At 61.9% G+C, this 22,032-nt stretch carries 18 protein-coding genes; 11 read left to right on the forward strand and 7 right to left on the reverse strand.

Annotation, left to right across the window (positions count from 1 at the left end; genetic code table 11):
* Nucleotides 1–9 precede the first annotated feature (9 nt).
* A complete protein-coding gene (locus tag PMI03_RS17825; protein ID WP_007695894.1) occupies nucleotides 10–786 on the reverse strand; it encodes an SDR family oxidoreductase in 777 nt (258 codons plus the stop codon).
* A gap of 111 nt (nucleotides 787–897) precedes the next feature.
* Entirely contained in the window at nucleotides 898–1,758 is an 861-nt protein-coding gene (locus tag PMI03_RS17830) for a MurR/RpiR family transcriptional regulator (protein WP_007695896.1), read from the reverse strand.
* A gap of 239 nt (nucleotides 1,759–1,997) precedes the next feature.
* On the opposite strand from PMI03_RS17830, the gene murA reads away from it, so the two are divergent.
* The 11 genes from murA to PMI03_RS17885 all read left to right on the forward strand — a co-directional run bounded on the left by murA (nucleotide 1,998) and on the right by PMI03_RS17885 (nucleotide 16,126).
* Complete coding sequence (murA, locus tag PMI03_RS17835) at nucleotides 1,998–3,254, forward strand: UDP-N-acetylglucosamine 1-carboxyvinyltransferase (protein WP_039974291.1); 1,257 nt, start codon at nucleotides 1,998–2,000, stop codon at nucleotides 3,252–3,254.
* A complete protein-coding gene (locus PMI03_RS17840) occupies nucleotides 3,251–4,141 on the forward strand; it encodes an N-acetylglucosamine kinase (protein WP_007695901.1) in 891 nt (296 codons plus the stop codon). The genes murA and PMI03_RS17840 overlap by 4 nt, the downstream gene beginning before the upstream one ends.
* Before the next feature lie 272 nt (nucleotides 4,142–4,413).
* The gene (gene murQ, locus PMI03_RS17845; RefSeq protein ID WP_007695903.1) at nucleotides 4,414–5,337 is read left to right on the forward strand and encodes an N-acetylmuramic acid 6-phosphate etherase; all 924 of its coding nucleotides are present in this window, start codon (nucleotides 4,414–4,416) and stop codon (nucleotides 5,335–5,337) included.
* A gap of 67 nt (nucleotides 5,338–5,404) precedes the next feature.
* Nucleotides 5,405–6,925 (forward strand): ABC transporter substrate-binding protein, encoded by a 1,521-nt coding sequence (locus PMI03_RS17850; protein WP_039974281.1) that lies wholly within the window; start codon nucleotides 5,405–5,407, stop codon nucleotides 6,923–6,925.
* A gap of 27 nt (nucleotides 6,926–6,952) precedes the next feature.
* A complete protein-coding gene (locus tag PMI03_RS17855) occupies nucleotides 6,953–7,912 on the forward strand; it encodes an ABC transporter permease (protein ID WP_007695907.1) in 960 nt (319 codons plus the stop codon).
* Complete coding sequence (locus PMI03_RS17860; protein ID WP_007695909.1) at nucleotides 7,912–8,751, forward strand: ABC transporter permease; 840 nt, start codon at nucleotides 7,912–7,914, stop codon at nucleotides 8,749–8,751. Before PMI03_RS17855 ends, PMI03_RS17860 begins: the two co-directional genes overlap by 1 nt.
* Nucleotides 8,748–10,490 (forward strand): ABC transporter ATP-binding protein, encoded by a 1,743-nt coding sequence (locus PMI03_RS17865; protein WP_007695911.1) that lies wholly within the window; start codon nucleotides 8,748–8,750, stop codon nucleotides 10,488–10,490. Before PMI03_RS17860 ends, PMI03_RS17865 begins: the two co-directional genes overlap by 4 nt.
* Nucleotides 10,491–10,512: 22 nt before the next feature.
* A complete protein-coding gene (locus PMI03_RS17870; protein WP_007695913.1) occupies nucleotides 10,513–11,532 on the forward strand; it encodes a serine hydrolase in 1,020 nt (339 codons plus the stop codon).
* Nucleotides 11,533–11,542: 10 nt separating this feature from the next.
* On the forward strand, nucleotides 11,543–12,658 hold the full coding sequence (locus tag PMI03_RS17875; RefSeq protein ID WP_007695915.1) for an anhydro-N-acetylmuramic acid kinase: 1,116 nt from the start codon (nucleotides 11,543–11,545) through the stop codon (nucleotides 12,656–12,658).
* A gap of 106 nt (nucleotides 12,659–12,764) precedes the next feature.
* Complete coding sequence (locus PMI03_RS17880) at nucleotides 12,765–13,715, forward strand: lytic transglycosylase domain-containing protein (RefSeq protein ID WP_007695917.1); 951 nt, start codon at nucleotides 12,765–12,767, stop codon at nucleotides 13,713–13,715.
* 140 nt (nucleotides 13,716–13,855) lie between these two features.
* On the forward strand, nucleotides 13,856–16,126 hold the full coding sequence (locus PMI03_RS17885) for an FdhF/YdeP family oxidoreductase (protein WP_007695919.1): 2,271 nt from the start codon (nucleotides 13,856–13,858) through the stop codon (nucleotides 16,124–16,126).
* 13 nt (nucleotides 16,127–16,139) lie between these two features.
* Here the strand turns inward: PMI03_RS17885 and guaD are convergent, their stop codons facing one another.
* Genes guaD through PMI03_RS17910 form a run of 5 tightly spaced genes read right to left on the reverse strand, consistent with a single transcriptional unit; the run spans nucleotide 16,140 to nucleotide 21,970 of the window.
* Nucleotides 16,140–17,498, reverse strand: a complete 1,359-nt coding sequence (gene guaD, locus PMI03_RS17890) for a guanine deaminase (protein WP_007695921.1) — start codon at nucleotides 17,496–17,498, stop codon at nucleotides 16,140–16,142.
* A gap of 11 nt (nucleotides 17,499–17,509) precedes the next feature.
* Nucleotides 17,510–18,367, reverse strand: a complete 858-nt coding sequence (locus PMI03_RS17895; protein ID WP_007695924.1) for an aromatic ring-hydroxylating dioxygenase subunit alpha — start codon at nucleotides 18,365–18,367, stop codon at nucleotides 17,510–17,512.
* Between the two features lie 33 nt (nucleotides 18,368–18,400).
* Complete coding sequence (locus PMI03_RS17900; protein ID WP_007695927.1) at nucleotides 18,401–19,336, reverse strand: ABC transporter permease; 936 nt, start codon at nucleotides 19,334–19,336, stop codon at nucleotides 18,401–18,403.
* Between the two features lie 14 nt (nucleotides 19,337–19,350).
* Complete coding sequence (locus PMI03_RS17905) at nucleotides 19,351–20,394, reverse strand: ABC transporter permease (RefSeq protein ID WP_007695929.1); 1,044 nt, start codon at nucleotides 20,392–20,394, stop codon at nucleotides 19,351–19,353.
* 1 nt (nucleotide 20,395) lies between these two features.
* A complete protein-coding gene (locus tag PMI03_RS17910; protein WP_007695930.1) occupies nucleotides 20,396–21,970 on the reverse strand; it encodes an ABC transporter ATP-binding protein in 1,575 nt (524 codons plus the stop codon).
* Between the last annotated feature and the right edge of the window lie 62 nt (nucleotides 21,971–22,032).

Raw genomic sequence — 22,032 nt, forward strand, 5'->3', positions numbered from 1 at the left:
TCTGTGCCGTCAGACTATGGTCGGAACCTGCGCTCCATCCATGCTGATGACAACGCCAGTGACGTAGCTCGCCTTTGATGAACTCAGGAAGGCGACGACATTGGCGATGTCGTCCGGGCTTGCCATGCGGCCGATCGGGATGCGTTTCAGCGCATCGGCGAGCGCCTCTTCCTCGGTCGAGCCTGCAAGTTTCGCGGATGCCTTCAAACCCTCAGCAACCCGGTCCGTCTCCGTCAAGCCGGGATTGAGGCCGACGACGCGCACGCCCTGGCTGGCATAGGCATTGGCAAGCCCGACGCTTGCGAGCATCAGTGCCGCGTTGGCGGCGCCACCGGCAAGGTGGACCGGGGAGGCGATCTTGCCGCCATTGCCGATGATGTTGACGATGGTGCCGGAACCGCGCGCGGCCATGCGCTTGATGACGGGATCGAGTACGTTGATATAGGAAAAATACTTCGCATCCATCGCGGCACGCCAGGCTGCAGGCGTGAGGTCAGAAGCCGGTGTTCGCGTCGCGGCGCCGGCGCTGTTGACGAGAATATCGATGGGGCCGATTTCGTTCTCGATCCTGTCGACGACGTCAAGGGCTTGCGTGTCTAAGGTCAGATCGGCAGCATAGCCATAAGCGCCGGGCAGGCCGGACAGCGCCTTGTCGATATTGGCTTGTGCTCGCGAGCAGATGCCGACCCGCGCACCCTCGGACAAAAACAGGTGGGCGCAGGCATAGCCGATACCCTTCGAGCCACCGGTAACCAGGGCGACTTTATTGGCGAGACCGAGGTCCATTTGATTCTCTCCGCATGGGTTGCAATGGGAGCTGGAAGCTATGTCCTGGGAATGGCGGAGTACAGATCGTATCGCTCTCGTCACGACCTGTTTACCGGAGTCCCGTCGCGGCTAGGACAGATGCTTGGCCTTCAGCACCGAGACGGCCGCTTCGCTGTTATGGACATAGTCATGAGCGTCAGGCTGCCTTTGCACCAGCAGGATGAACAGTAGGTCGGTCAGCATCAACTGCGCATCGCGCGCCGTGATCGCCGAGGAGCGGACGCGATCTTCGTCGCCGACGGTGTAAAGGCGGATATCGGCGACGCGGGTCAGGGGATTATCCTGGAGGCCGGTGACGGCGATGACGGTCGCATCGCGCTGGCTGGCGAGTTCGGCAATTCGCAAGGTCTCGATGCTGGCGCCGGAATAGGAGAGGGCGAAGAGCAGGTCGTCTGGGCCGAGCGTCGAGGCGTTGGCCATCTGCACATGGCTGTCGCTGTCATGCAGGACGATGCGTCCGAGTTTCATTAGCTTGTAGGAAAAGTCGCGCGCCACCAGCGACGATGCGCCGACGCCGGCCAGATGAATGCGCCGGGCCTCGTGCAGCGCCTTCAGCGCTCGGCCGATATCCAGCTCGTTGTTGACGGCGATGGTCTGCTGCATGGCTTGCAGCTTGCTGCCGAGCAATTTCTGCAGGATCGTCAGATAGCTGTCGTCCACTTCGATCGTGCCGTGGATCATCCCAGCCGGAGCCTGCCATTCCTGCGCCTTGGCCTCGCTGACGGCAAGCTTCAGCTCCTGATAACCGGCATAACCGAGCTTCTGGCTGAATTTGACGACGCTCGACTGGCTGCGGCCGGTCTCGGCGGCAAGGGCTGCGGATGACAGGCGCAGCATCTGGTCGGGATTTTCAACGATGAACTGCCCAATCTGGCGATCTGCCGGCGCCATGACCTCGAGCTTCGCGCTGATTTTCTTTAAGATAGACATCCGCCCCTTCAGGCCATGGAGGCCGGTTCATGCGTCGATACGGTTGAGCCACGAAGATAGGATTTGCCGAGAGCAGACAACCACGCTTTCGATCAACTGTCCGCCGAGGTTATCATAAAACGGTTGGAATAAAAAATTCCAGACAACATTGACATGATGGAATGACCGAATAGTCTTAAATGAGAGTCGGACGCATTATCGTCCGCTCCTTCGCCCCTTTCTTCGGCGGGTTTCATATCATGGACAGATTGCGGATATCGGGTGGACGACGGCTGCAGGGCGCGGTGACGATTGCCGGCGCCAAGAATGCCGCCTTGCCGCAGATCGCGGCGGCGCTGCTGAGCCCGCATCCACTGGAATTGACGAACCTGCCGGCTGTGACCGATGTCGAGAACATGCTCGGCGTCATCTCGCTTCATGGGGCTATCGTGACCCGTTCAGCACACGGCACCACGATCGATGCGAGCGCCATTGTTTCGAAGGAAACCTCCTACGACACAGTGAGGCGAATGCGGGCGACGGTGCTGGTGCTTGCGCCGCTGCTGGCGCGCTTCGGCCACGCCCGCGTGTCCCTGCCCGGTGGCTGCGCCATCGGCGCGCGGCCGGTCGACATGCATATCAAGGCGCTGGCGACGTTGGGAGCCGATATCGCCATCGAGAGCGGGCTGATCGTCGCGTCTGCTCCAAAGGGGCTGAAGGGTGCGCGGATTGTTCTCAGCTCCCCTTCCGTCGGCGCGACCGAGACGGCGATGATGGCCGCCTGCGCCGCCAAGGGCGAGACGGAGATATTGAATGCGGCGCGCGAGCCGGAGGTGGCTGATCTTGCTGCCTGTCTAGGTGCGATGGGGGCCAGAATCGAGGGCGCCGGTACGCATCGCATCCTGATCGACGGCGACACGAGCTGGCGTCCTGCAAAGCATCACAGCATACCCGACCGGATCGAAGCCGGCACCTATGCCGTTGCCGCGGCCATTACCGGCGGACAGCTCGAACTGATCCACGCCCGGCTCGAGAACCTGGCCTCCGTCGTGCAGATGCTCGAAGCCATGGGCGTCAGTATCTGGCCGAGCGACCGTGGCCTTGTGGTATCTAGGGATGGCCCGCTCAAGGGCGCTGATATCACCACCGAGCCCTATCCGGGCTTTCCGACAGACCTGCAGGCGCAGTTCATGGCGCTTGCCTGCTGCGCCGAAGGCGCCTCGCTGTTCCGCGAGACCGTCTTCGAAAATCGCTTCATGCATGTTCCCGAGCTGATCCGCCTCGGCGCGAACATCAAATTGCAGGGCACGACGGCACTGGTGCGCGGTGGAACGCCTTTGCGAGGCGCTCAGGTGATGGCGACCGATCTGCGTGCCTCCGTCTCGCTGGTGCTGGCGGCGCTGGTGTCGGAAGGCGAAACCATCGTCAACCGTGTCTACCATCTCGACCGCGGCTATGAGCAACTGGATCGCAAGCTTCGCCTTTGTGGCGCAGACATCGAGCGGCTGACGTCATGAGCGCCGAAGTTGATGGCACGTACTATTTCCTCGGCATCGACGGCGGTGGCACCGGTTGTCGCGCAAGGATCGAGGATGCGGAAGGAAGCGTGTTGGGGCAGGGGCTATCCGGCCCCGCAACCACGCGGCTCGGCATTGAGGAGGCCTGGACATCGATTGCAAGGGCCTTTGGTGCGGCGATCGAGGAAGCGGGTCTGGGGCCGGACGAGATCGGGCGGATTCATGCTGGCGTCGGACTTGCCGGGATCGGGCGAAAGGGCGCGCAGGATGCATTGCGGGCCATAAAGCATCCCTTCGCCAGCATCGATTTCGTCAGCGACGGCGAAGGGGCCTGCCTCGGGGCCCATTCGGGGCGTGATGGTGCTATCGTCATCACCGGAACGGGATCGATCGGCCTCGGCTTTGTCGAAGGCCGCCGTTTGCGGGTTGGCGGTTATGGTTTTCCGATCTCGGACGAGGGCAGCGGCGCGGATCTCGGGCTAAAGGCCATACAGCTTGCTCTGCGCGCCCATGATGGTCGCTATGAAAAGACGGCGTTGTTGGCCGAGATCATGCAACGGTTCCAGCAGGATCCGATGGAAGCGGTTGCCTGGATGGATCGCGCTTCCGCTACAGACTATGCGGCGCTGGCGCCCATGGTCATGCGCCACGCCGATCAGGGAGATGCCGCCGGGCGACGGATCGTCCAGAGCGCGGCCGAGCATATCGATACGCTGATCCGTACGCTCTTCGACAAGGGCGCTCCGCGCGTCTCCCTACTCGGTGGTCTCTCCAGCCCGCTCGAGCCGTGGTTGGCGCCGGATGTCCGCCGCCGCCTCAAGCCCATCGATGGCGATGCCGTCTCGGGCGCCATCATTCTCGCCAGGAAGTCGTCCTCCAGCCATTAAAGAACGGTACGTTTCTCGCCGGATTTCTCACATTAGATTTGGAATATTTTATTCCTTTTGCAGTTGACGGAAGGAATAAATGGACATAATCTTAACGAAGGTAAACAGGGAATGGGCGGAAAACGAAGCCGAAGAGGCCGGCCGCCTGAGCTGATGTCGAGCGTTTTGTTGCGTTGAAAATTTGACGGCTGCTGCGGTTGGTCCGATCGCTATCGATCGAGCTCGCCATCCCTGATCCATTGATATCGACGCATAGTTTCGAGAACAGGCTCATGACAGAACAGAGATTGATATCCGAACTGGAGCAGTTGGTTTCCGAGGGTCGCAATCCGAACACGATGCATATCGATCTGCTGCCGACCTTCGATATCCTGCGCGAAATCAACTACGAGGACCAGACCGTTCCGACGGCGGTCGAAAAGGTCATTCCAGCGATCGCCGCTGCCGTGAACCAGATCGTCGCTGCCTTCCAGAAGGGTGGCCGGTTGATCTATATGGGTGCCGGCACCAGTGGCCGGCTTGGCGTTCTCGATGCATCCGAATGCCCGCCGACCTTCAGCGTGCCGTCCGACATGGTGATCGGCCTGATTGCTGGTGGCCCAGAGGCATTGCAGAACTCGATCGAGGGCGCAGAAGATGATCCGGAACAGGGCCGTCAGGCTTTGCAGGATATCAAGCTGACCTCCACCGATGTCGTGGTCGGCATCGCTGTCAGCGGCCGCACGCCCTACGTCATCGGCGGACTGAACTATGCGAAGAGCATCGGCGCTGTCACCATCGCGCTCTCCTGCAATCCCAATTCCATCATTGCCGGCATTGCCGACCTGGCGATTTCTCCCGTCGTTGGACCGGAAATCCTGACGGGATCGACACGGCTGAAGTCGGGTACGGCGCAGAAGCTCATTCTCAATATGCTGACGACGGCGAGCATGATCCGCATCGGCAAGAGCTATCAGAACCTGATGGTCGACGTGCATGCGAGCAACAAGAAGCTGGTCGCCCGCGCCATCAGGATCGTCATGCAGGCGACGGGTTGCACACAGGCGGATGCGCGCCGCGTGCTCGACCAGACGGGCAATGACGTCAAACTCGCCATTCTCATGGAAATTACCGGAATGGGCATTGAAGAAGCCCGCGCGGCGTTGCAAAACGCTGGTGGCTTTCTGCGCAAGGCGATCAGTGCGAAGACTGTATGAAGTGATATCGCGATCATAAAGAAATGGCCAAAATCGGCTGGGGTAACAAGCTCAGGGGGCAAAAAGAATGAAAAGGCATTTTCCAGGCAGGCTGATGTCCTGCGTCGCACTGGCGGCCGGTCTCGGCATCGCGGCCATATCGGCGCAAGCACATGCAGCGACGCTGCGCATGGCATGGTCGCAGGATGCAACCGGGCTCGATCCGCACAAGCAGACTGCCTTTTCCTCGATCCGTTTGCTGGAGCTGATCTATGAGCCGCTCGTCCGGCTCGACGGCAATCTGCAGATCGTACCGGCCATTGCCGATAGCTGGCAGTTTTCGCTCGACGGCAAGGAGCTGACCTTCAAGCTCAACGCGAATGCCAAGTTTCAGAACGGCGCTGCGGTCACTTCGGCCGACGTGAAAGCGTCGTTCCAGCGCATTCTCGATCAGGCGACCGCCGCTGTCGCTCGCGCTAATTTCCTCTCGATCGCCAGCATCGATACGCCTGACACGACGACCGTCGTCTTCCATCTGTCGCAGCCAGACGTTCCGATCCTCACGGCGATGACCAGCCTCAACGCCTCTATCGTTCCGGCCAGCGAAATCACCGCCGGCTCGATCGGCACGAAGGCGATCGGCTCCGGTCCCTTCAAGCTCGACAGCTGGGTTCCCAATTCCAAGGAAGTCCTGAGCGCCAACAAGGCCTGGGCCGGTGGCGCGGTCGGTGTCGACGGGATCGACATCAGCGTCCTTCCGGACGAGACGGCGATCCTGGCGTCGCTGCGTACGGGCCAGATTGATTTCGCGCTTCTGAACGACCCGCTGGTGGCGACGCTTGTTCCCAAGGAGCCGAAGCTGCAGCTGACCCGGACGCCCGGGCTCTCCTACAACGTCCTGCAGCTCAACCCTTCGCACAAGCCGATGGACCAGCTCGCCGTACGGCAGGCGATCTCTTGCGCCATCGGTCGGCAGGATGTGATGGATACGGCGGCGCTCGGCGAGGGCAAGGTGACGGGACCGCTGACCATGCCGCTCTACGCGACCGATCCGAGCCAGCTCTTCTGCTACAAGCGCGATATCGAAAAAGCCAAGAAGCTGATGGCCGACGCCGGTTTTGCGGATGGCTTTTCGGCAACCGTGATCGCCGCGACCGGCGAGCCGCCGACCGCAACGGCCGAAGCCCAGGTTATCCAGTCGCAGCTCGCCGAGATCGGCATCAAGCTCGATATCAAGGTGATGGAGCTCAACGTCTATGTCGACGCGTGGCTGAAGGGCAATTTCGACATGGCCGTCGCGCTCAATGGCGGCAGCGCCGACCCCTATACGATGTATAACCGCTACTGGACGAAGACTGGCAACCTGCAGAAAGTGGCGAACTATATCGACGATACGCTGGATACCCTGATGCAGAAGGGGCGCGTCGAGACCGATCCGACCAAGCGCAAGGCGATCTTTGCCGATTTCGAAAAGCACATCGCTGAGGTGTCGCCGTGGATCTGGCTCTATACCGCCTATGGCTACACGGCCGAGCAGAAAAACGTTCAGGGCTTCGTGCCGACGCCGACGGGCTCTCTCTTCGGTCTCAGCAAAGTCTCCATCCAGTGATGGAAAGCCTGACCTAGAGGACGTTTCATGGGGTATCTGGCGCGCCGGCTGATGACATTCCCGCTGATCATGTTGGGTGTGTCCGTCCTCGTGTTCATCGCCATCCGGCTGGTGCCGGGCGACGCGATCACGGCGATGCTGGGAACCAATGCGGGCCTGCTGACGCCGGAGCAGCGGCAGGCGCTTTCCGCCTATTTCGGCATCGACCAATCATGGTTCGTCCAGTACTGGCGCTGGCTGTTCGGCTTGCTGCAGGGAAATCTCGGCCTCTCTGTCACCTACGGCAAGCCGGTGCTCGATATCATTCTCGAGCGGTTTCCGCTGACCCTTGAGCTTGCCCTGCTCTCCATGGTCATTGCGCTCCTGATCGGCCTGCCGGCGGGCGTCTTCGCCGCGACGCGAAATGGGAAACTGTCCGATCTTCTGGTGCGTATTGCCGCCATGGTCGGACAGTCCACGCCGAATTTCGTGCTTGGCCTTCTTATCATCTATGCGCTCTCGGCGGGCTTCGGCGTGCTGCCGACCATGGGCGCGTTCACGCCGATCTGGCAGGATCCGCTCGGCAATCTCGGCCAGATGATCCTGCCGGCGCTGACGCTCGGCTTTGCCTTCGCGGCCTCGGTTACGCGCGTCGTGCGCTCGGCCATGCTCGATGTTCTGAGCGATGATTATGTCCGCACCGCCCGCAGCCGCGGCGTGCCGGCGTGCGGCGTCATCTGGCGGCATGCGCTGCCGAACGCGCTCATTCCGGTGGTGACGCTGAGCGGTGTCGAGTTCGGCTATCTGCTCGGCGGAGCTGTTCTGGTCGAGCAGATCTACGCGCTTCCAGGCCTTGGACGCATGGTGCTCGATGCCGTCCTACAGCGCGACTACGCGCTGGTGCAGGGCAGCGTCTTGTTCATTGCCTTCAACTTCATGGTCGTCAATCTTCTCGTCGACCTCGCCTATGTCGCGCTCGATCCGCGCGTTCGTCTGGGGGAGGGTTGATGCGTATCGTCAGGGCCATTTTCGGGCACACGAGCGGCCGCATCGGCGGCGTCATCGTCCTGATCTTTTTCGCGCTTGCCGTGCTCGGCATGCTGGGGCTGACGCCGCACAATCCGCTGACCCAGAACCGGATCGACCGCCTGCATTCGCCGAGCACCGTCTACTGGATGGGCACCGATCTCTTCGGTCGCGATGTCGCAAGCCGGTTGATGAACGGCATCGGCGAATCCTTCACCGTCGCCTTCCTCTCGGTTGCGCTCGCGAGCCTGATCGGCACAGTGCTGGGTTTGACCGCCGCCTGGTTCGGAAAGCGCTGGGATGGGGTGATCATGCGGATGATGGATGTGCTTCTGGCATTTCCGGCCATCCTCCTCGCCCTCCTAATCATCGCCATCGTCGGCCCCGGCACCTGGACCAGCGTTGCGGCCATCGCCATCGTCTATACCCCGATCTTCACCCGCGTCGTGCGCGGGCCGGCGCTATCGCTGAAAGCGCGCGATTTCGTCGATGCCGCCCGCACCTTCGGCAGCAGCAAGCGCTATATCCTGACGCGGCACCTGCTGCTCAATCTCGTCGCGCCGCTGACGGTGCAGATCACGCTGGCGTTGGCCTGGTCGCTTCTGACCGAGGCCGGCTTGAGCTTCCTCGGCCTTGGCACGCAGCCGCCGGCGTCTTCGCTCGGGCTGATGCTGAGCGACAGCCGCAACCTGATGGAAACAGCACCCTGGTTGCTGATCTTCCCCGCCATCACCATCATGATCAGCATCCTCGGCTTCAATCTGCTCGGCGACGCGCTGCGCGATATTCTCGATCCGAAAATGCGGAGGACAAGCCCGTGATCCCTCTGCTTTCCGTCTCCAATCTGGACGTGGGTTTCGGGCGCAATCCGGAAGCCAACAAGATCGTTCGCAGTGTCAGCTTCGATCTTGCCGCCGGCGAAACGCTGGCAATCGTCGGCGAGAGCGGCTCGGGGAAGTCCGTGACCGCGCTGTCGATCAACCGCCTCGTCGATTTCGGCGGCGGGCGCATTGTCGGCGGTTCAATCAGGCTGAAGCGTGCCGACAACAGCATTCTCGACTTGACGACGGCGTCGGAAGCGGTGTTGACGAAGATCCGTGGCGCCGAGATCGGCATGATCTTCCAGGAACCGATGACCTCGCTCAATCCGGTGCTGACCATCGGCACACAGATCGAGGAATCCTTCCGCCTGCATCGTGGGCTGACCGGCCAGCAAGCAAGAGCGGCTGCAAAGGACGCACTGGATCGCGTTCGTATCCCTGACGCCGCGCGGCGTCTGAAATATTGCCCGAACCAACTCTCCGGCGGCATGCTGCAGCGGGTGATGATCGCGACCGCACTTGCCTGCAATCCGCGCCTGCTGATTGCCGACGAACCGACGACGGCGCTCGATGTGACCGTGCAGGCGCAGATCATGGCGCTTCTCGCCGAATTGAAGCGCGAGACCGGTATGTCGATGATCTTCATCACCCACGATATCGGCCTCGTTGCCGGCATTGCCGACAAGGTCATGGTGATGCAGGCCGGTCAGGCGGTCGAGCAGGGTGAGCTGAACCAGATCCTCGACAGACCCGCGCATCCCTATACGCAGCATCTTCTTCATTCTGTCCCGCATTTTTCGGCGGGCCGTGCGGCGCGATCGGATTTTAGTCGCGACGAAGTGGTTGAACCGGCTCCGGCACTGAAGGTCGAGGGGCTGACGGTTCGTTTTCCGGTATCGGGCAGTTTCTTTCATCGTCCGACCGGTGCAGTGCATGCGGTCGAAGGTGTCGATTTCGATCTGCTACCCGGCGAAACGCTGGCGATCGTCGGTGAAAGTGGCTCGGGCAAATCCACGACGGCGCGAGCGATCCTCGGATTGGTGAAATCGACACGCGGTACGTTTACGGCGAAGGGTGGAAAGACGGCGGATCGGACGAGCGCCGTGCAGATGGTGTTCCAGAACCCCTATGCCTCGCTCAATCCCCGGCTTCGTGTCGACAGTATCCTGGCGGAGCCCGTGATCGCGGCCGTTGGCCGGGCTTCCGGAGAGGCGCGCGACAGGATGGCCATGCTGTTGAAACGCGTCGGCCTGCCCGAAAACAGTCTTGAGCGCTATCCGCATGAGTTCTCGGGCGGGCAACGCCAGAGGCTGTGCATCGCGCGGGCGCTGATGCTCAATCCGTCCGTTCTGGTGCTGGACGAAGCCGTTTCGGCGCTGGATGTCTCTGTTCAGGCGCAGGTCCTCGACCTGTTGATTGAATTGCAGCGCGAGTATCGTCTCGCTTACCTGTTCATCTCGCATGACATGGCGGTCGTCGAGCGGATTGCGCACAGGATCGCCGTGATCTATGCCGGAGAGATCGTCGAGATCGGCGATGCCGCTTCGGTGCTGTCTGAGCCGAAGCATTCCTATACCAGGCGGCTGATCTCGGCTGTTCCGACGGTTGAGCGCCGGCGGGAGAGTTTTGCGCTGGATACGCGCCAGGTTCCGTCTCTGGTGCGCCCGCTCGGCTTCGAGCCGGCCGCGCCCGAATGGCGCCGGTTTGCTGCGGATCATATGGCCCAGGCGGAAGCTTGAGAAAGATGCGGCGGGGAGGGACATGACGGCAGTGGGGAAAACGGACTTCGCACAACGTTTCGACCGGGCATTCGCTCCCGTCGAAGCTGCCGTTGCGGCCGGGCGTATTCCGGGCGGCGTGTTCGGTATTGTCGATCTCGGTGGCGGCCGTATGGTCCGTGCTGTCGGCTCCGCGCAGAAGGTTCCGGTCACGCGGCCGATGCTGACCGACACTTGGTTCGATCTGGCCTCGCTGACCAAGGTCATCTTCACCACACCGCGCATTCTGGCTTTGGCGGAGGCAGGCACGATCGATCTCGATGCGCCGCTGACCTCGCTGCTGCCGGACCTGCGCCAATATGATGCGAACGCCTGGGAGCGGAAGGTGACTTTCCGCGAGTGCCTCGGCCACCAGACGCCGTTTCCCGCCGTCGCGCCGCTCTATACCTATGGCCAAAGCCCGGATCTGCTGCGCGCCTTCATCCTGCAGCGCGAGTGGCGGTCCGGTCCGCCTGTCTATTCCGACATCAACTTCATTCTGCTCGGCTTCGCATTGGAGCGCCTGACCGGGCGGACGATCCGCGCTATGGACGCCGGTCCTGGCTTTGCCTTTTCAGCCCTGCCCGATCAGGCCGCCGCCACGGAAGACTGCACCTGGCGTCATCGCGTGCTCTCGGGCGAGGTCCATGACGACAATTGCTCGGCGCTGGAAGGCGCCGGTCATGCCGGCCTGTTCGGAACGGTCGCCTCGGTTCTCGATTTTGCCGAGGGATTGCTGACCGGCACCGGTGCCGCCAAGCACTCGATCGCCCTGATGCGGACACCTCTGTCGGCGACACGCACCCATGGCTGGGAGCGTCCCTATGATGACTGGTCCGGCGGCAAGCTATGCTCGCCGGGTACGATCGGCCATACCGGCTTTACCGGCACCGGCCTCTGGATCGATTTCGACAAGGGCAGGGCCTGGACCCTGCTCACCAACCGCATTCATCCGACACGCCATTTCGACAGCGGGATACTGATGCTTCGCCAGAGCGTCGGCGATCTCGTCAATAGAGTTTAGGAGCTTGATCATGGAACCAATCTGGGCAGTCGGTCTGATGACCGGAACCGTTCTCGACGGCAATATCGATGTCGCCTTGATCAAGACGGACGGCGAGCGGATCGCCGAATTCGGCCCCTATGCGCTGCCGCCCTATCCGGATTGGATCAGGCGGCTGCTGGAAGAGACTTTGGCGCAGGCAAGGGTGTGGAATTTCAACGGGCCGGAGCCGGCCATCTTCAAGGAGGCCGAGGAGGCATTGACGCGCGCCCAATCGGCGGCGGTCAAGGAACTTGTCGAAGGCTTTGGTCTGACCATGGCCGATATCGGCGTCGTCGGCTTCCATGGCCAGACCGTGCTGCATCGCGCCCCGCAGAAAGGTCGCCTCGGGGATACGCGCCAGCTCGGCGATGGTGAGTTGATGCATTCCATCCTTGGCACGAAGGTCGCCTATGATTTCCGCTCCGCCGATGTGCGGGCAGGCGGTCAAGGTGCGCCGCTGGCCGCCGCCTATCATACCGCTTTGCTGCGCAGCGCGGGCACCGGCGACGATACCGCCATCCTCAATCTCGGCGGCGTCGCCAACATCACCTGGTCGGACGGCGAGGGCAATTTCGTCGCCTTCGACACCGGGCCGGCCAATGCGCCGCTCAATGACTTCATCAAATCCCATGGGCTCGGCGAGATGGACAGGGATGGTGCGCTCGGCCGGGCGGGTAAGGTGGATGAAACGAGGCTCGCCAAGCTTTTGGAGCACCCTTATCTCAGTGCGGCCTATCCGAAATCGCTTGATCGCTTCGATTTTGGAGCGTCCATGGCCGATGGGCTCAGTGTCGAGGATGGAGCGGCAACGCTCTCCGCTTTTACAGCCTCCGCCGTCGGTAAAGCGCTGGATCTGCTGCCACGCCGCCCGAAAAAGCTGGTGGTGAGCGGTGGTGGCCGCCACAATCCGACGATCATGTCGATGCTTGAGATGCGCGCCGGTGTAACGCCGATCGGGGCCGAAATGTTTGGCTGGCGCGGCGATGCCGTCGAAGCCGAATGTTTCGCGTTCTTGGCCGTGCGCGTGCTTCGGGGCCTTCCAATCAGCTTCCCCGGTACGACAGGTGTGCCCGCGCCGATGCGCGGCGGCCGGCTTGCCGAATAGATAGTATCGCGGTCGCCATTGCAGCCTTTACGGTTTTCGTCATCGCGGATCGATGCTATTGAAAGCTCACCTCGCGATTTGACGGTTTCCAATGGGTTTCGCACGAATGGCAGGCAGACAGCTTCGGCCCGGCTTTGTCGGAAAGACCATAGGCTTCGTTGTTGCGTTCGGCGTCCTGATGTCTGCCGTTGTTTCCGCAAGGGCTCAGCCTGAATGGAGCGTGGCGCCGCCATCCTGCATCTCCGGACCGTTCATCACCGACAGCGGCGAAACGCTCTGCATCCGCAAGGAAAGCTACAATCGCGATCTCTGTGAGGCGATCGACTATTTCGCCCAGGCCAATAAGCTTCCGCCGGACTATCTTGCCCGGCTGATCTGGCGCGAGAGTATGTTTCGGCCCGACGCCATCAGCCCGAAGGGCGCACAGGGCATTGCTCAGTTCATGCCGGGAACGGCGAGATTGCGCGGCGTTCGCGACAGCTACGATCTCTTGGAAGCGCTGGGCAAAGCGGCCGTCTATCTCGATGAATTGCGTGGCCGTTTCGGCAATCTGGGGTTTGCGGCCGCTGCCTATAATGCCGGCGAAAATGGTCTGGCGAATTTTCTCAATTCCGGCAGCCTTCCCTATGAGACGCGCAGCTACGTGGCGGCGATTACCGCCTATACGGTCGAGCAATGGAAGGATGATCCGCCTGAGATCGCAGCACCGGAACTCGACAAGGGCAAACCCTTTCTGGAGGCCTGCATGGCGCTTGCCGGCACGCGCCGGCTGAAGCAGGTTGCATTGCAGCAGGAACGCCCCTGGGCGCCCTGGGGCGTACAGCTTGCCGAGCATTTTCAGCCCGCCGCCGCCCGCCGCCTCTTTTCGCAGGATATCAGCAAGCTTTCCGCGCCGCTCAACAAGGAGAAGCCGCTCATCGTGCGCCAGCGCAATGGCAGCTTCGGTTTTCGCGTCCGCTACGCCGCCCGCATCGGCCGGGAAACGCGCGCTGAAGCGGAACAGGTTTGCGCTCAAATCCGCCAACAGGGCGGCAGCTGTCTGGTGTTCAAGAACTGAATTTCAACCGCCCGAGCCTCTTTTTTGTCGCGCCGGCAAGAGAGCGATCTATTGCACTTTACTCGCTAACGTCCGAAGAATATTCGTCAATCATCCGGGCTCGGGGAGGGAGTCTTGGAAGACAGTTGAAGGAGCGAGCTATGGTGCAGAAACGTGAAGTCCCGGGTATCCGTCCCTACAGCGGCCCCGCCGGTGGCTGGGGTGCGCTGAAAGCCACTGCGAAAGCCGTTCGCGAGCAGATGGATGTAACCGAAGCGCCGCTGCTGCTGTTTCGCACCAACAAGCCGGATGGCTTCGATTGCCCCGGCTGCGCCTGGCCCGATAAAGAGCATACATCGACCTTCCAGTTCTGCGAAAACGGCGCCAAGGCCGTGACCTGGGAAGCGACGAACAAGCGCGTGACGCCTGAATTCTTTGCCGAGCATACAGTGAGCGAGCTGCTCCAGTGGAGCGACTATGATCTGGAGAACGCCGGTCGTTTGACGCACCCGCTGGTCTACGACAGCGCGACGGACACCTACAAGCCGATCGAATGGGAGGCCGCCTTTGCCCGGATCGGCGAAGTCATGCGCACCATGCCCGATCCGGACATGGTGGAATTCTACACCTCCGGCCGTGCTTCCAACGAAGCCGCCTTCCTGTTCCAGCTCTACGCGCGCGAATACGGCACCAACAACTTCCCCGATTGCTCCAACATGTGCCACGAGGCGACGAGCACCGGCCTGCCGCATGCGATCGGCATCGGCAAGGGCACGGTATCGCTCGACGATTTCGACCATTGCGACCTGATCATCTCGATGGGCCACAATCCCGGCACCAACCATCCGCGCATGATGGGGACGCTGCATGAGTGTTCGAAGCGCGGCGTGCCGATCATCGTCTTCAATCCGCTGAAGGAGCGGGCGCTCGAGCGCTTCGCCGATCCGCAAAGCCCGGTCGAGATGGGGACCTTCAGTTCAACGCGGATCGCTTCCTCCTATTATCAGGTGAAGATCGGCGGTGATGCGGCGGCGCTCAAGGGCATCATGAAGGCGGTGCTGGTGTTGGCGGAGACGCAGCCGGATGCGATCGATCGTGCCTTCATCGACCAGCACACCAACGGCTTCGAAGCGCTCGCCGCCGATCTCCAGCAGACGGAATGGGCCGATATCGAGCGGGTTTCCGGCCTGACGCGCGCCGATCTCGAACGGGTTGCCGACGCCTACGTCAAATCCAAGGCGACAATCATTCCCTACGGCATGGGCATTACCCAGCACGCCAAGGGCACCTACAATGTGCAGCAGATCGCCAATCTGCTGCTGCTGCGCGGCAATTTCGGCAAGCCCGGCGCCGGCATATGCCCGCTGCGTGGCCATTCCAACGTTCAGGGTGACCGGACGGTCGGGATCACTGAAAAGCCCAATGCAGCATTGCTGGCCGGCATCGAGCGCGCTTTCGGCTTCAAGCCGCCGGAACATCACGGGCATGACGCGGTTGCCGGGATGCAGGCAATGGCGGAGGGACGGTCGAAGGTGCTGCTGAGCCTCGGCGGCAATCTCGCGATCGCGCTCCCCGATCCGGAGCTTTGCGCCGAAGCCATGCGCAAGCTTGATCTCGCCGTCCACATGAACACCAAGCTCAATCGCTCGAACCTGCTGATCGGCAAGGAATCGATCATCCTGCCGGTGCTCGGCCGCACGGAGGTGGACATCCAGGCGTCCGGCCCGCAATCGGTGACGATCGAAGATTCCATGTCGATGGTGCATGCCTCGCGCGGCAAGTTGAAGCCGGCCTCGGATCAGTTGCGGTCCGAGCCGGCGATCGTTGCCGCCATGGCGCAGGCGACATTGCCCAACAGCAAGGTCGAGTGGATGCATCTGGTCGATGACTACGACCGCATCCGCGACAAGATCGAAATCGTCTTCCCCGATTTTGAGCGCTACAACGAGCGCATTCGCGTACCCGGTGGCTTCCGCCTGCCGATCGGGCCGACCGAACGCATCTGGAAGACGCCATCGGGCAAGGCCGAGTTCCTGCTGTTTCCGGGTCTCAACGAGGATAAGGAGCTTGCCGACGCGAGCGTCCTGAAGCTCGCGACCATTCGCAGTCATGACCAGTACAATACGACGATCTATGGCCTCGACGATCGTTATCGCGGCGTCTTCGGCCGCCGCGACGTGCTGTTCATGAATGATGGGGATCTGGCGGCAAACGGCCTGGAGCATGGCGACCTCGTCGAGATCTCGACGGCGTTGCCCTCCGGCGGCAAGCGGCAGATGAAGCTGACGGCGATTTCCTACGATATCGCCCGTGGCTCTGTCGCCGCCTATTATCCGGAGGCGAATTGCCTAATCCCGATCGACTATCAGGACAAGCAAAGCGGCACACCATCCTATAAATCGCTGCCGGTGCGTATCACCAAGGCCGCATAACTTTAGTGTCTCTCTAAACCTTGCGGCCGCCGACCCAGGTGGCGGCAAGGTTTGGCTTCGATGCGGTGTAGATGATCTTTTGCAGGATGCCTTCACCCTGATCGCGGTCTTCGAATAGCCGGACGGTGCCTTTATCGGCTTCGGTATCGATGAGCACGGCGTCGAACTGATAGCCGGGTGCGAACTGTCCGACGGGCAGATCAAGCGCGATGCCGCCACCTGATGTGGTGATATAGAAGGCGTCGCGGAAATCGATCTGTGCCGGACCGAAGGTCGAGCGCGCGGCAGGAGGCAGGTTCGGGTCGACGCCGCTTTGCAGCATCCGCGAGACGAGGATCGCGCCGCGCGCGTTTTCGAGCATCGACGCGCTCGGGCCGCCGGAAATATCCGTACCGAGACCGACATGCAGTCCCTTTTCGAGCGCGGCGCGCAAGGGAAAGACGGCATTGGCGAAATAGGCATTCGACAGCGGGCAATGGGCAATCGCCGCCTCTCGCGCCTTGACAGTCTCCATGTCCTTAGCCGTCAGGAAATTCGCATGCGCCAGCACGGTCTTTCGGCCGAGCAGGCCGAAGCGATCGAGGCTGTCCGTATCCGTCATGCCGTGGCGGGCGAGCACATAGCCATGCGCCCAATCGCTCTCCGAACAATGGGTCTGCACATGGCAGCCGCATTCTTTGGCGATGGCACCGAGACCTTCGAGCGTCGCATTGGTGCAGGAGGGGATGAAGCGCGGCGTGACGACGGGGAGCACGCGCCCTTCATGATTGTCCGGATGGCCACGTACGTAATCGATCAACGCCCGCGTGCCGTCGAGTGCCTCCCTAGGCGACAGGTCGCGATAATAGTTCGGGCATTCCTCGGCATTGTCCATCGCCACCTTGCCGATCAAGGCGCGTTGGCCTTTTTCGAGGCAGGTATCGACCAGCACCCGCGTCGCTTCCTGATGGATGGTGGCGAAATAGAGGGCGGTTGTGGTGCCGTTGGCAAGCAGGTCTTCGACCAGAAGGCCATAGACTCGGCGTGCGAAGGCGACGTCCTGATAACGAGCCTCCAGCGGGAAGGTGTATTTCTGCAGCCAGACTTCCAGCGGCACGTCGAGCGCATCGCCGAGCTGCGGATATTGCGGCGCGTGCACATGCAGATCGACGAAGCCGGGCAGGATATAAGAATCAGCCGGCAGTGTCACGAGCTCGCCGGATGCTTCGCGGGCATCGCGAATGGTCCGGTAATTTGGATCGCCGTGGCGATGAACGGCGGCGATTGCGCCGTCGGCATCGATCTCGATCAACACGTCGTCCAGAACATCGATGGTACCGCGCTCTGGCGAGTGAAAACCCGATGCGCTCAGCGTCTTGCCGCGTAAATCCATTGCACTCTCTTTCAGGCGGCCATGATCGTCGTGCCGTAGGTGATACCCTTCTCCTTCAGCCAACGGCGATAGGCAATCGAGGTGGCGTCAGCCCGCGTCGGGATTTCGGCGCGTGGCTCCAGTGGTAGCAGCACGGGGCGCTGGTTCTCAAGAATGATGCGGTCCTGCAGGAAAATGAGCTGCTGGAAATGCACCAACTCCGTCGTCGTCGAGACGTCGTCGATCAGGAACATCACCGGATGGGCGCGGCAGCGGTCCGGATCGAGCGGTTGTACGAACAGGCAGATCACGTCCCAGCGGTTGGCCGCATTCGGGCAGGTCTTGTAGAGCAGGGTCGTGAATGGGGTCATGACGCGATAGATGTAGTCGGTCATGATGCCTTCGTTGGCCGAAAGGGCTGCCTGCGGCTGGAAGAATTGGCAATTGGTCGCCCAGACCTCATCGACATCACGGCGGATCTCGACATTGTACTGTGTCACCTCGGTATGCGGCTCGGCGCCGAGGATATCGGTGTGGACGAAGGGGAAATGTGCCAGATCGAGGAAGTTTTCGACGATCCTGAGCCCGGAGGCGCGCACCGAGACCGTACCGCAATTAACGACGCGCCGGTCCGGCTCATCGGCTTCCGGCAAATCGAAAAGCCCGCCGGACGGTGTGCCGAGCGTGGTCCAGACGAGGCCGAAGCGCTTGATCAGCGGTAGGGGTTCTTCTCGACCGTCGGCTTTGATGTCAATCGTGTCGTCGCTGCTGCGCGTGACCGTAAGATTGGTGCCGAGAAGACGGTTGGCGGATGTTCCGAATGGAATCTCCTTTTCGGTCTCAAGTGCGTACCACTGGTCGAGGGCTGCCTTGTCGGAACATTGGCTCATGCGGCGCTCCTTTTCCTTGTCCATCGATCTACTTTAGCGGACATCGCGATAATAGGGCAGGCCGATTGCGGCGGGTGCGGCCATGATACGGCGCATGCGCTGCCAGGCAAGAACCGGCACGATGATGAAGGCCATGGTGCCGAGATAGGGCAGCATGGACAGGAAGGCAGGTGCGATCGGCCAACCGCGCGCCTGGCCGACGAAGCCGAGCGCGGTGATAAGGCCGAAGAGGAGGCCGGAGAGAACGGCGGGGATCGGCCGATAGCCGGCAAAAATCACCAAAGCCACCGCAATCCAGCCGCGCCCGGCAATGACGCCGTCGGACCAGGAGGGTACGAAGGCGAGCGTCAGGTAGGCGCCGGCCCCGGCTGCAAGCGCCGAACCGGCGGTGACATAGGCAAAGCGAATGAGATTGACCGGAATGCCGGCGGCGTCGGCTGCTGCCGGATTTTCACCGACGGCACGCAGGTTGAGACCGTGGCGGGTGCGGAACATGACGTAGCTCAGAGCCACCGGCAGGATGATGTAGATCAGATAGACGAGGATGTTCTGCGAAAAGAAGGCCTTGCCGAGAATGGGGATATCGCTCAGCAACGGGATCTCGATCCCGGAAAAGGTGGCGCGGGCCGGCATGCCGGAATAGGCGCGGCCGATGCTGGAGGCGATGCCGTTGCCCATCAGCGTCAGCGCCAGGCCACAGAGCACCTGATTGGCGCGCAGCAAAACGGTGGCGGCGGCAAACAGCATGCCGAAGACCGCGCCGACTACCAGCGCGGCGATGAAGCCTATTGCCGGCGACGGGAAGGTTGCGACCGTCGCAATCGCCGTTATCGCCCCAATCGCCATCAGGCCTTCGACGCCGAGATTGACGACCCCGACGCGTTCGGCAAGCACTTCGCCGAGAGCGGCAAGCGCCAATACCCCGCCGGCGAGGAAGGCTGTGGTGAGGAGGCCGGTTAGAAGTTCCATGGTATCTTTTCCCTTCAAACCTTGTCGCGGGCGATGCGGTAATGGGCGAGTTCGTCGCCGATCGCCGTCAGGAACAGGATCAGGCCGGTAATCGCCAGCACCGCCGACGTCGTCAGTCCCTGGGTCTGCAGGATGATGCCCGAATTCAGGATGAAGGCCATTAGGGCGGCGGAGAAGATGACGCCGATGGCGGAGTTGCGCGCCAGCACCGCGACCATGATGCCGAGGTAGCCGTAATTGTTGGATATACCGCCTTGCAACCGATGAACCGTGCCGGCGATTTCCAGCATGCCGGCAAGCCCCGCGATCGCACCAGAGAGCAACATGACGGTGATAAGGTGTCGGCGCGCCGGCATGCCGGCATAGTGGGCGGCCGACGGATTGGAGCCGACGAGCCGCACCTCATAACCCCAACGCGAAAAGGCCAGCACGCCCGTAACGAGGAGGGCGGCAAGAATGGCAATCGGGAACCCCCAATGGACCGATCCCCACAGCTCCGGGATTTCGGCTGACAGTCTCCGTGTCGCTGAGTTTGACATCCGGTCGCGCCAGGCGCCGGTGGAGACGTAAAAGACCAGGAGAATGGCGACGAAGTTGAGAAGCAGCGTGGTGATCAGCTCGTTGACGTTGCCATAGGCGCGAGCAAGCGTCGGGATGAGGATCCAGACAGCGCCGCCGAGGAGACCAGCGACGAACATCAGCGGCAGGATCACGACCGGCGGCCCTGGCACGAAGAGGCCAACCGTGGCGGCGCCAAAGGCACCCGCGTAGAATTGCCCCTCGGCGCCGATATTCCAGACACCGATCTGCTGGCCGACCGCAACCGATAGCCCGGTCAAGATCAGCGGTATCAGGAGAACGCCGAGATCCTGAAGACCGAAGCTGGATCCAAAGCTCGCATCGATCACTTCCGAGGCAAGCTCCAGCGGGTTTGCACCGGTAGCGGCGAGGATAAGGCCGGCAAAGACCAAAGCCAGAAGAATGGCGGCAACGCGGGCACCAAAGGCAATAACGGGCGAGGCGGAGGGCATGCGCTGGAAACGCCAGGATGCGGCCATGTCAGGCAACCTCGCGCACTTGGGCGCGGCCGCCCATCATGAGGCCGATCTGGTCGATATCGGCCTTATCGTTTTCCACAATTCCCATGACCTTGCCTTCGTAGAGGACGGCGATGCGGTCCGAGAGGTTCAAGAGCTCTTCCAGTTCTTCGGAAATCAGCACGATGCCTGTGCCTGCGTCGCGCAATTCGACGATATAGCGCAGCATGGTGTTGATGGCGCCGACATCGAGGCCGCGGCTTGGATAGGCGGCGATGAGGACCTTGTTCGCGATACGCATCTCGCGGCGGGCGACGAGGCGCTGCTGGTTTCCGCCCGAGAGGTTGCGGATGGGCATGCCGAAATCTGGGATAGTGACATCCGCGACCGCCGCGATCTCTTTGGCAAGCGCCGTCGCGGCACCCGGACGGTAAACGCCGCCGGATGAAACCGGAGAGTGCTTATATTCCCGCATCACGGCATTGACGGTGATGCTGAGCGCCGGCGCCAGGCCGCTGTGCAGGCGGTCTTCCGGAATATGACCGATGCCGCGCTCGACGAAGGCGGCGGCGTTGCTGCGACCGACAGGTCTGCCCTCGATCAGGATACGCCCATCGCTGATCGGCCGCATGCCTGCCAGCACCTGGCTGAGTTCGCGCTGGCCATTGCCCGCCACGCCCGCGATCCCGAGGATCTCACCCGCATGGACCTGTAGCGAGACGCCATGCAAGGCTTCATTCCCGGCATCGTTCAGGGCGGATACATTGTCGAGGCTGAGCACCGGCTCGGGCGAGATCGGTGCGGCCCCTGCCGCCCGATGCCGCATGTCGGCAAGCACGATGTCGCGTCCCACCATCAATTTTGCCAGCATGCGCGGATTGCAGTCGGCTGTGTTCTGCGTGACGATCTTGCGACCGCCGCGCAGGATGCTGATGCGATCAGAAATCTCCAGAACTTCATCGAGCTTGTGGCTGATGAAGATAACGGCGTTGCCCTGCGCCACGAAATCCCGCAGTGCCTTGAACAGTTCGCGGGCCTCGGCCGGCGTCAACACGGCAGTCGGTTCGTCCAGGATCAGCACGCGGGCCTGCCGCGCCAGGACGCGCAGGATCTCGACACGCTGCTGCTCGCCGGTGGAGAGATCGCTGACACGGGCGCCGGGGCGGGTCTGCAGGTTGAATTTCGCAGCCAATGCCGCCGTGCGCGCTTCCAGCACCTGGGCCGAGGCGCGGCGCGGCGTTTCCGACCAGCCGAGATGAATGTTTTCGGCCACAGTGAAGGCCTGCACCAGCTTGAAATGCTGATGCACCATGCCGATGCCGGCGGCAATCGCCTGAAGCGGCGTGGCGAACTGCTTGGCATAGCCGTCGATGATGATCTCGCCGGCATCGGGTTGATAGATGCCGGTCAGGATATTCATCAAGGTCGATTTGCCGGCGCCGTTTTCGCCGAGGAGCGCGTGGATCTCGCCCGGCAAGACGTCGAGATCGACATCTTCGTTGGCGATGACACCCGGAAAATACTTGGCGATGCCCTTGAGCTGCACCAGAGGCGGTGTGCCCGGGGGCGCGGAGAAGGGTGTCGCGGTCTCAGTCATCGGAAAGGCACCAGAGTGTCATGAAGAGTAACTCTGGCCGGACGCGCCGGCCAGGTTCTTGT

The sequence above is a fragment of the Rhizobium sp. AP16 genome (assembly GCF_000281735.1).
GTDB lineage: Bacteria > Pseudomonadota > Alphaproteobacteria > Rhizobiales > Rhizobiaceae > Rhizobium > Rhizobium rhizogenes.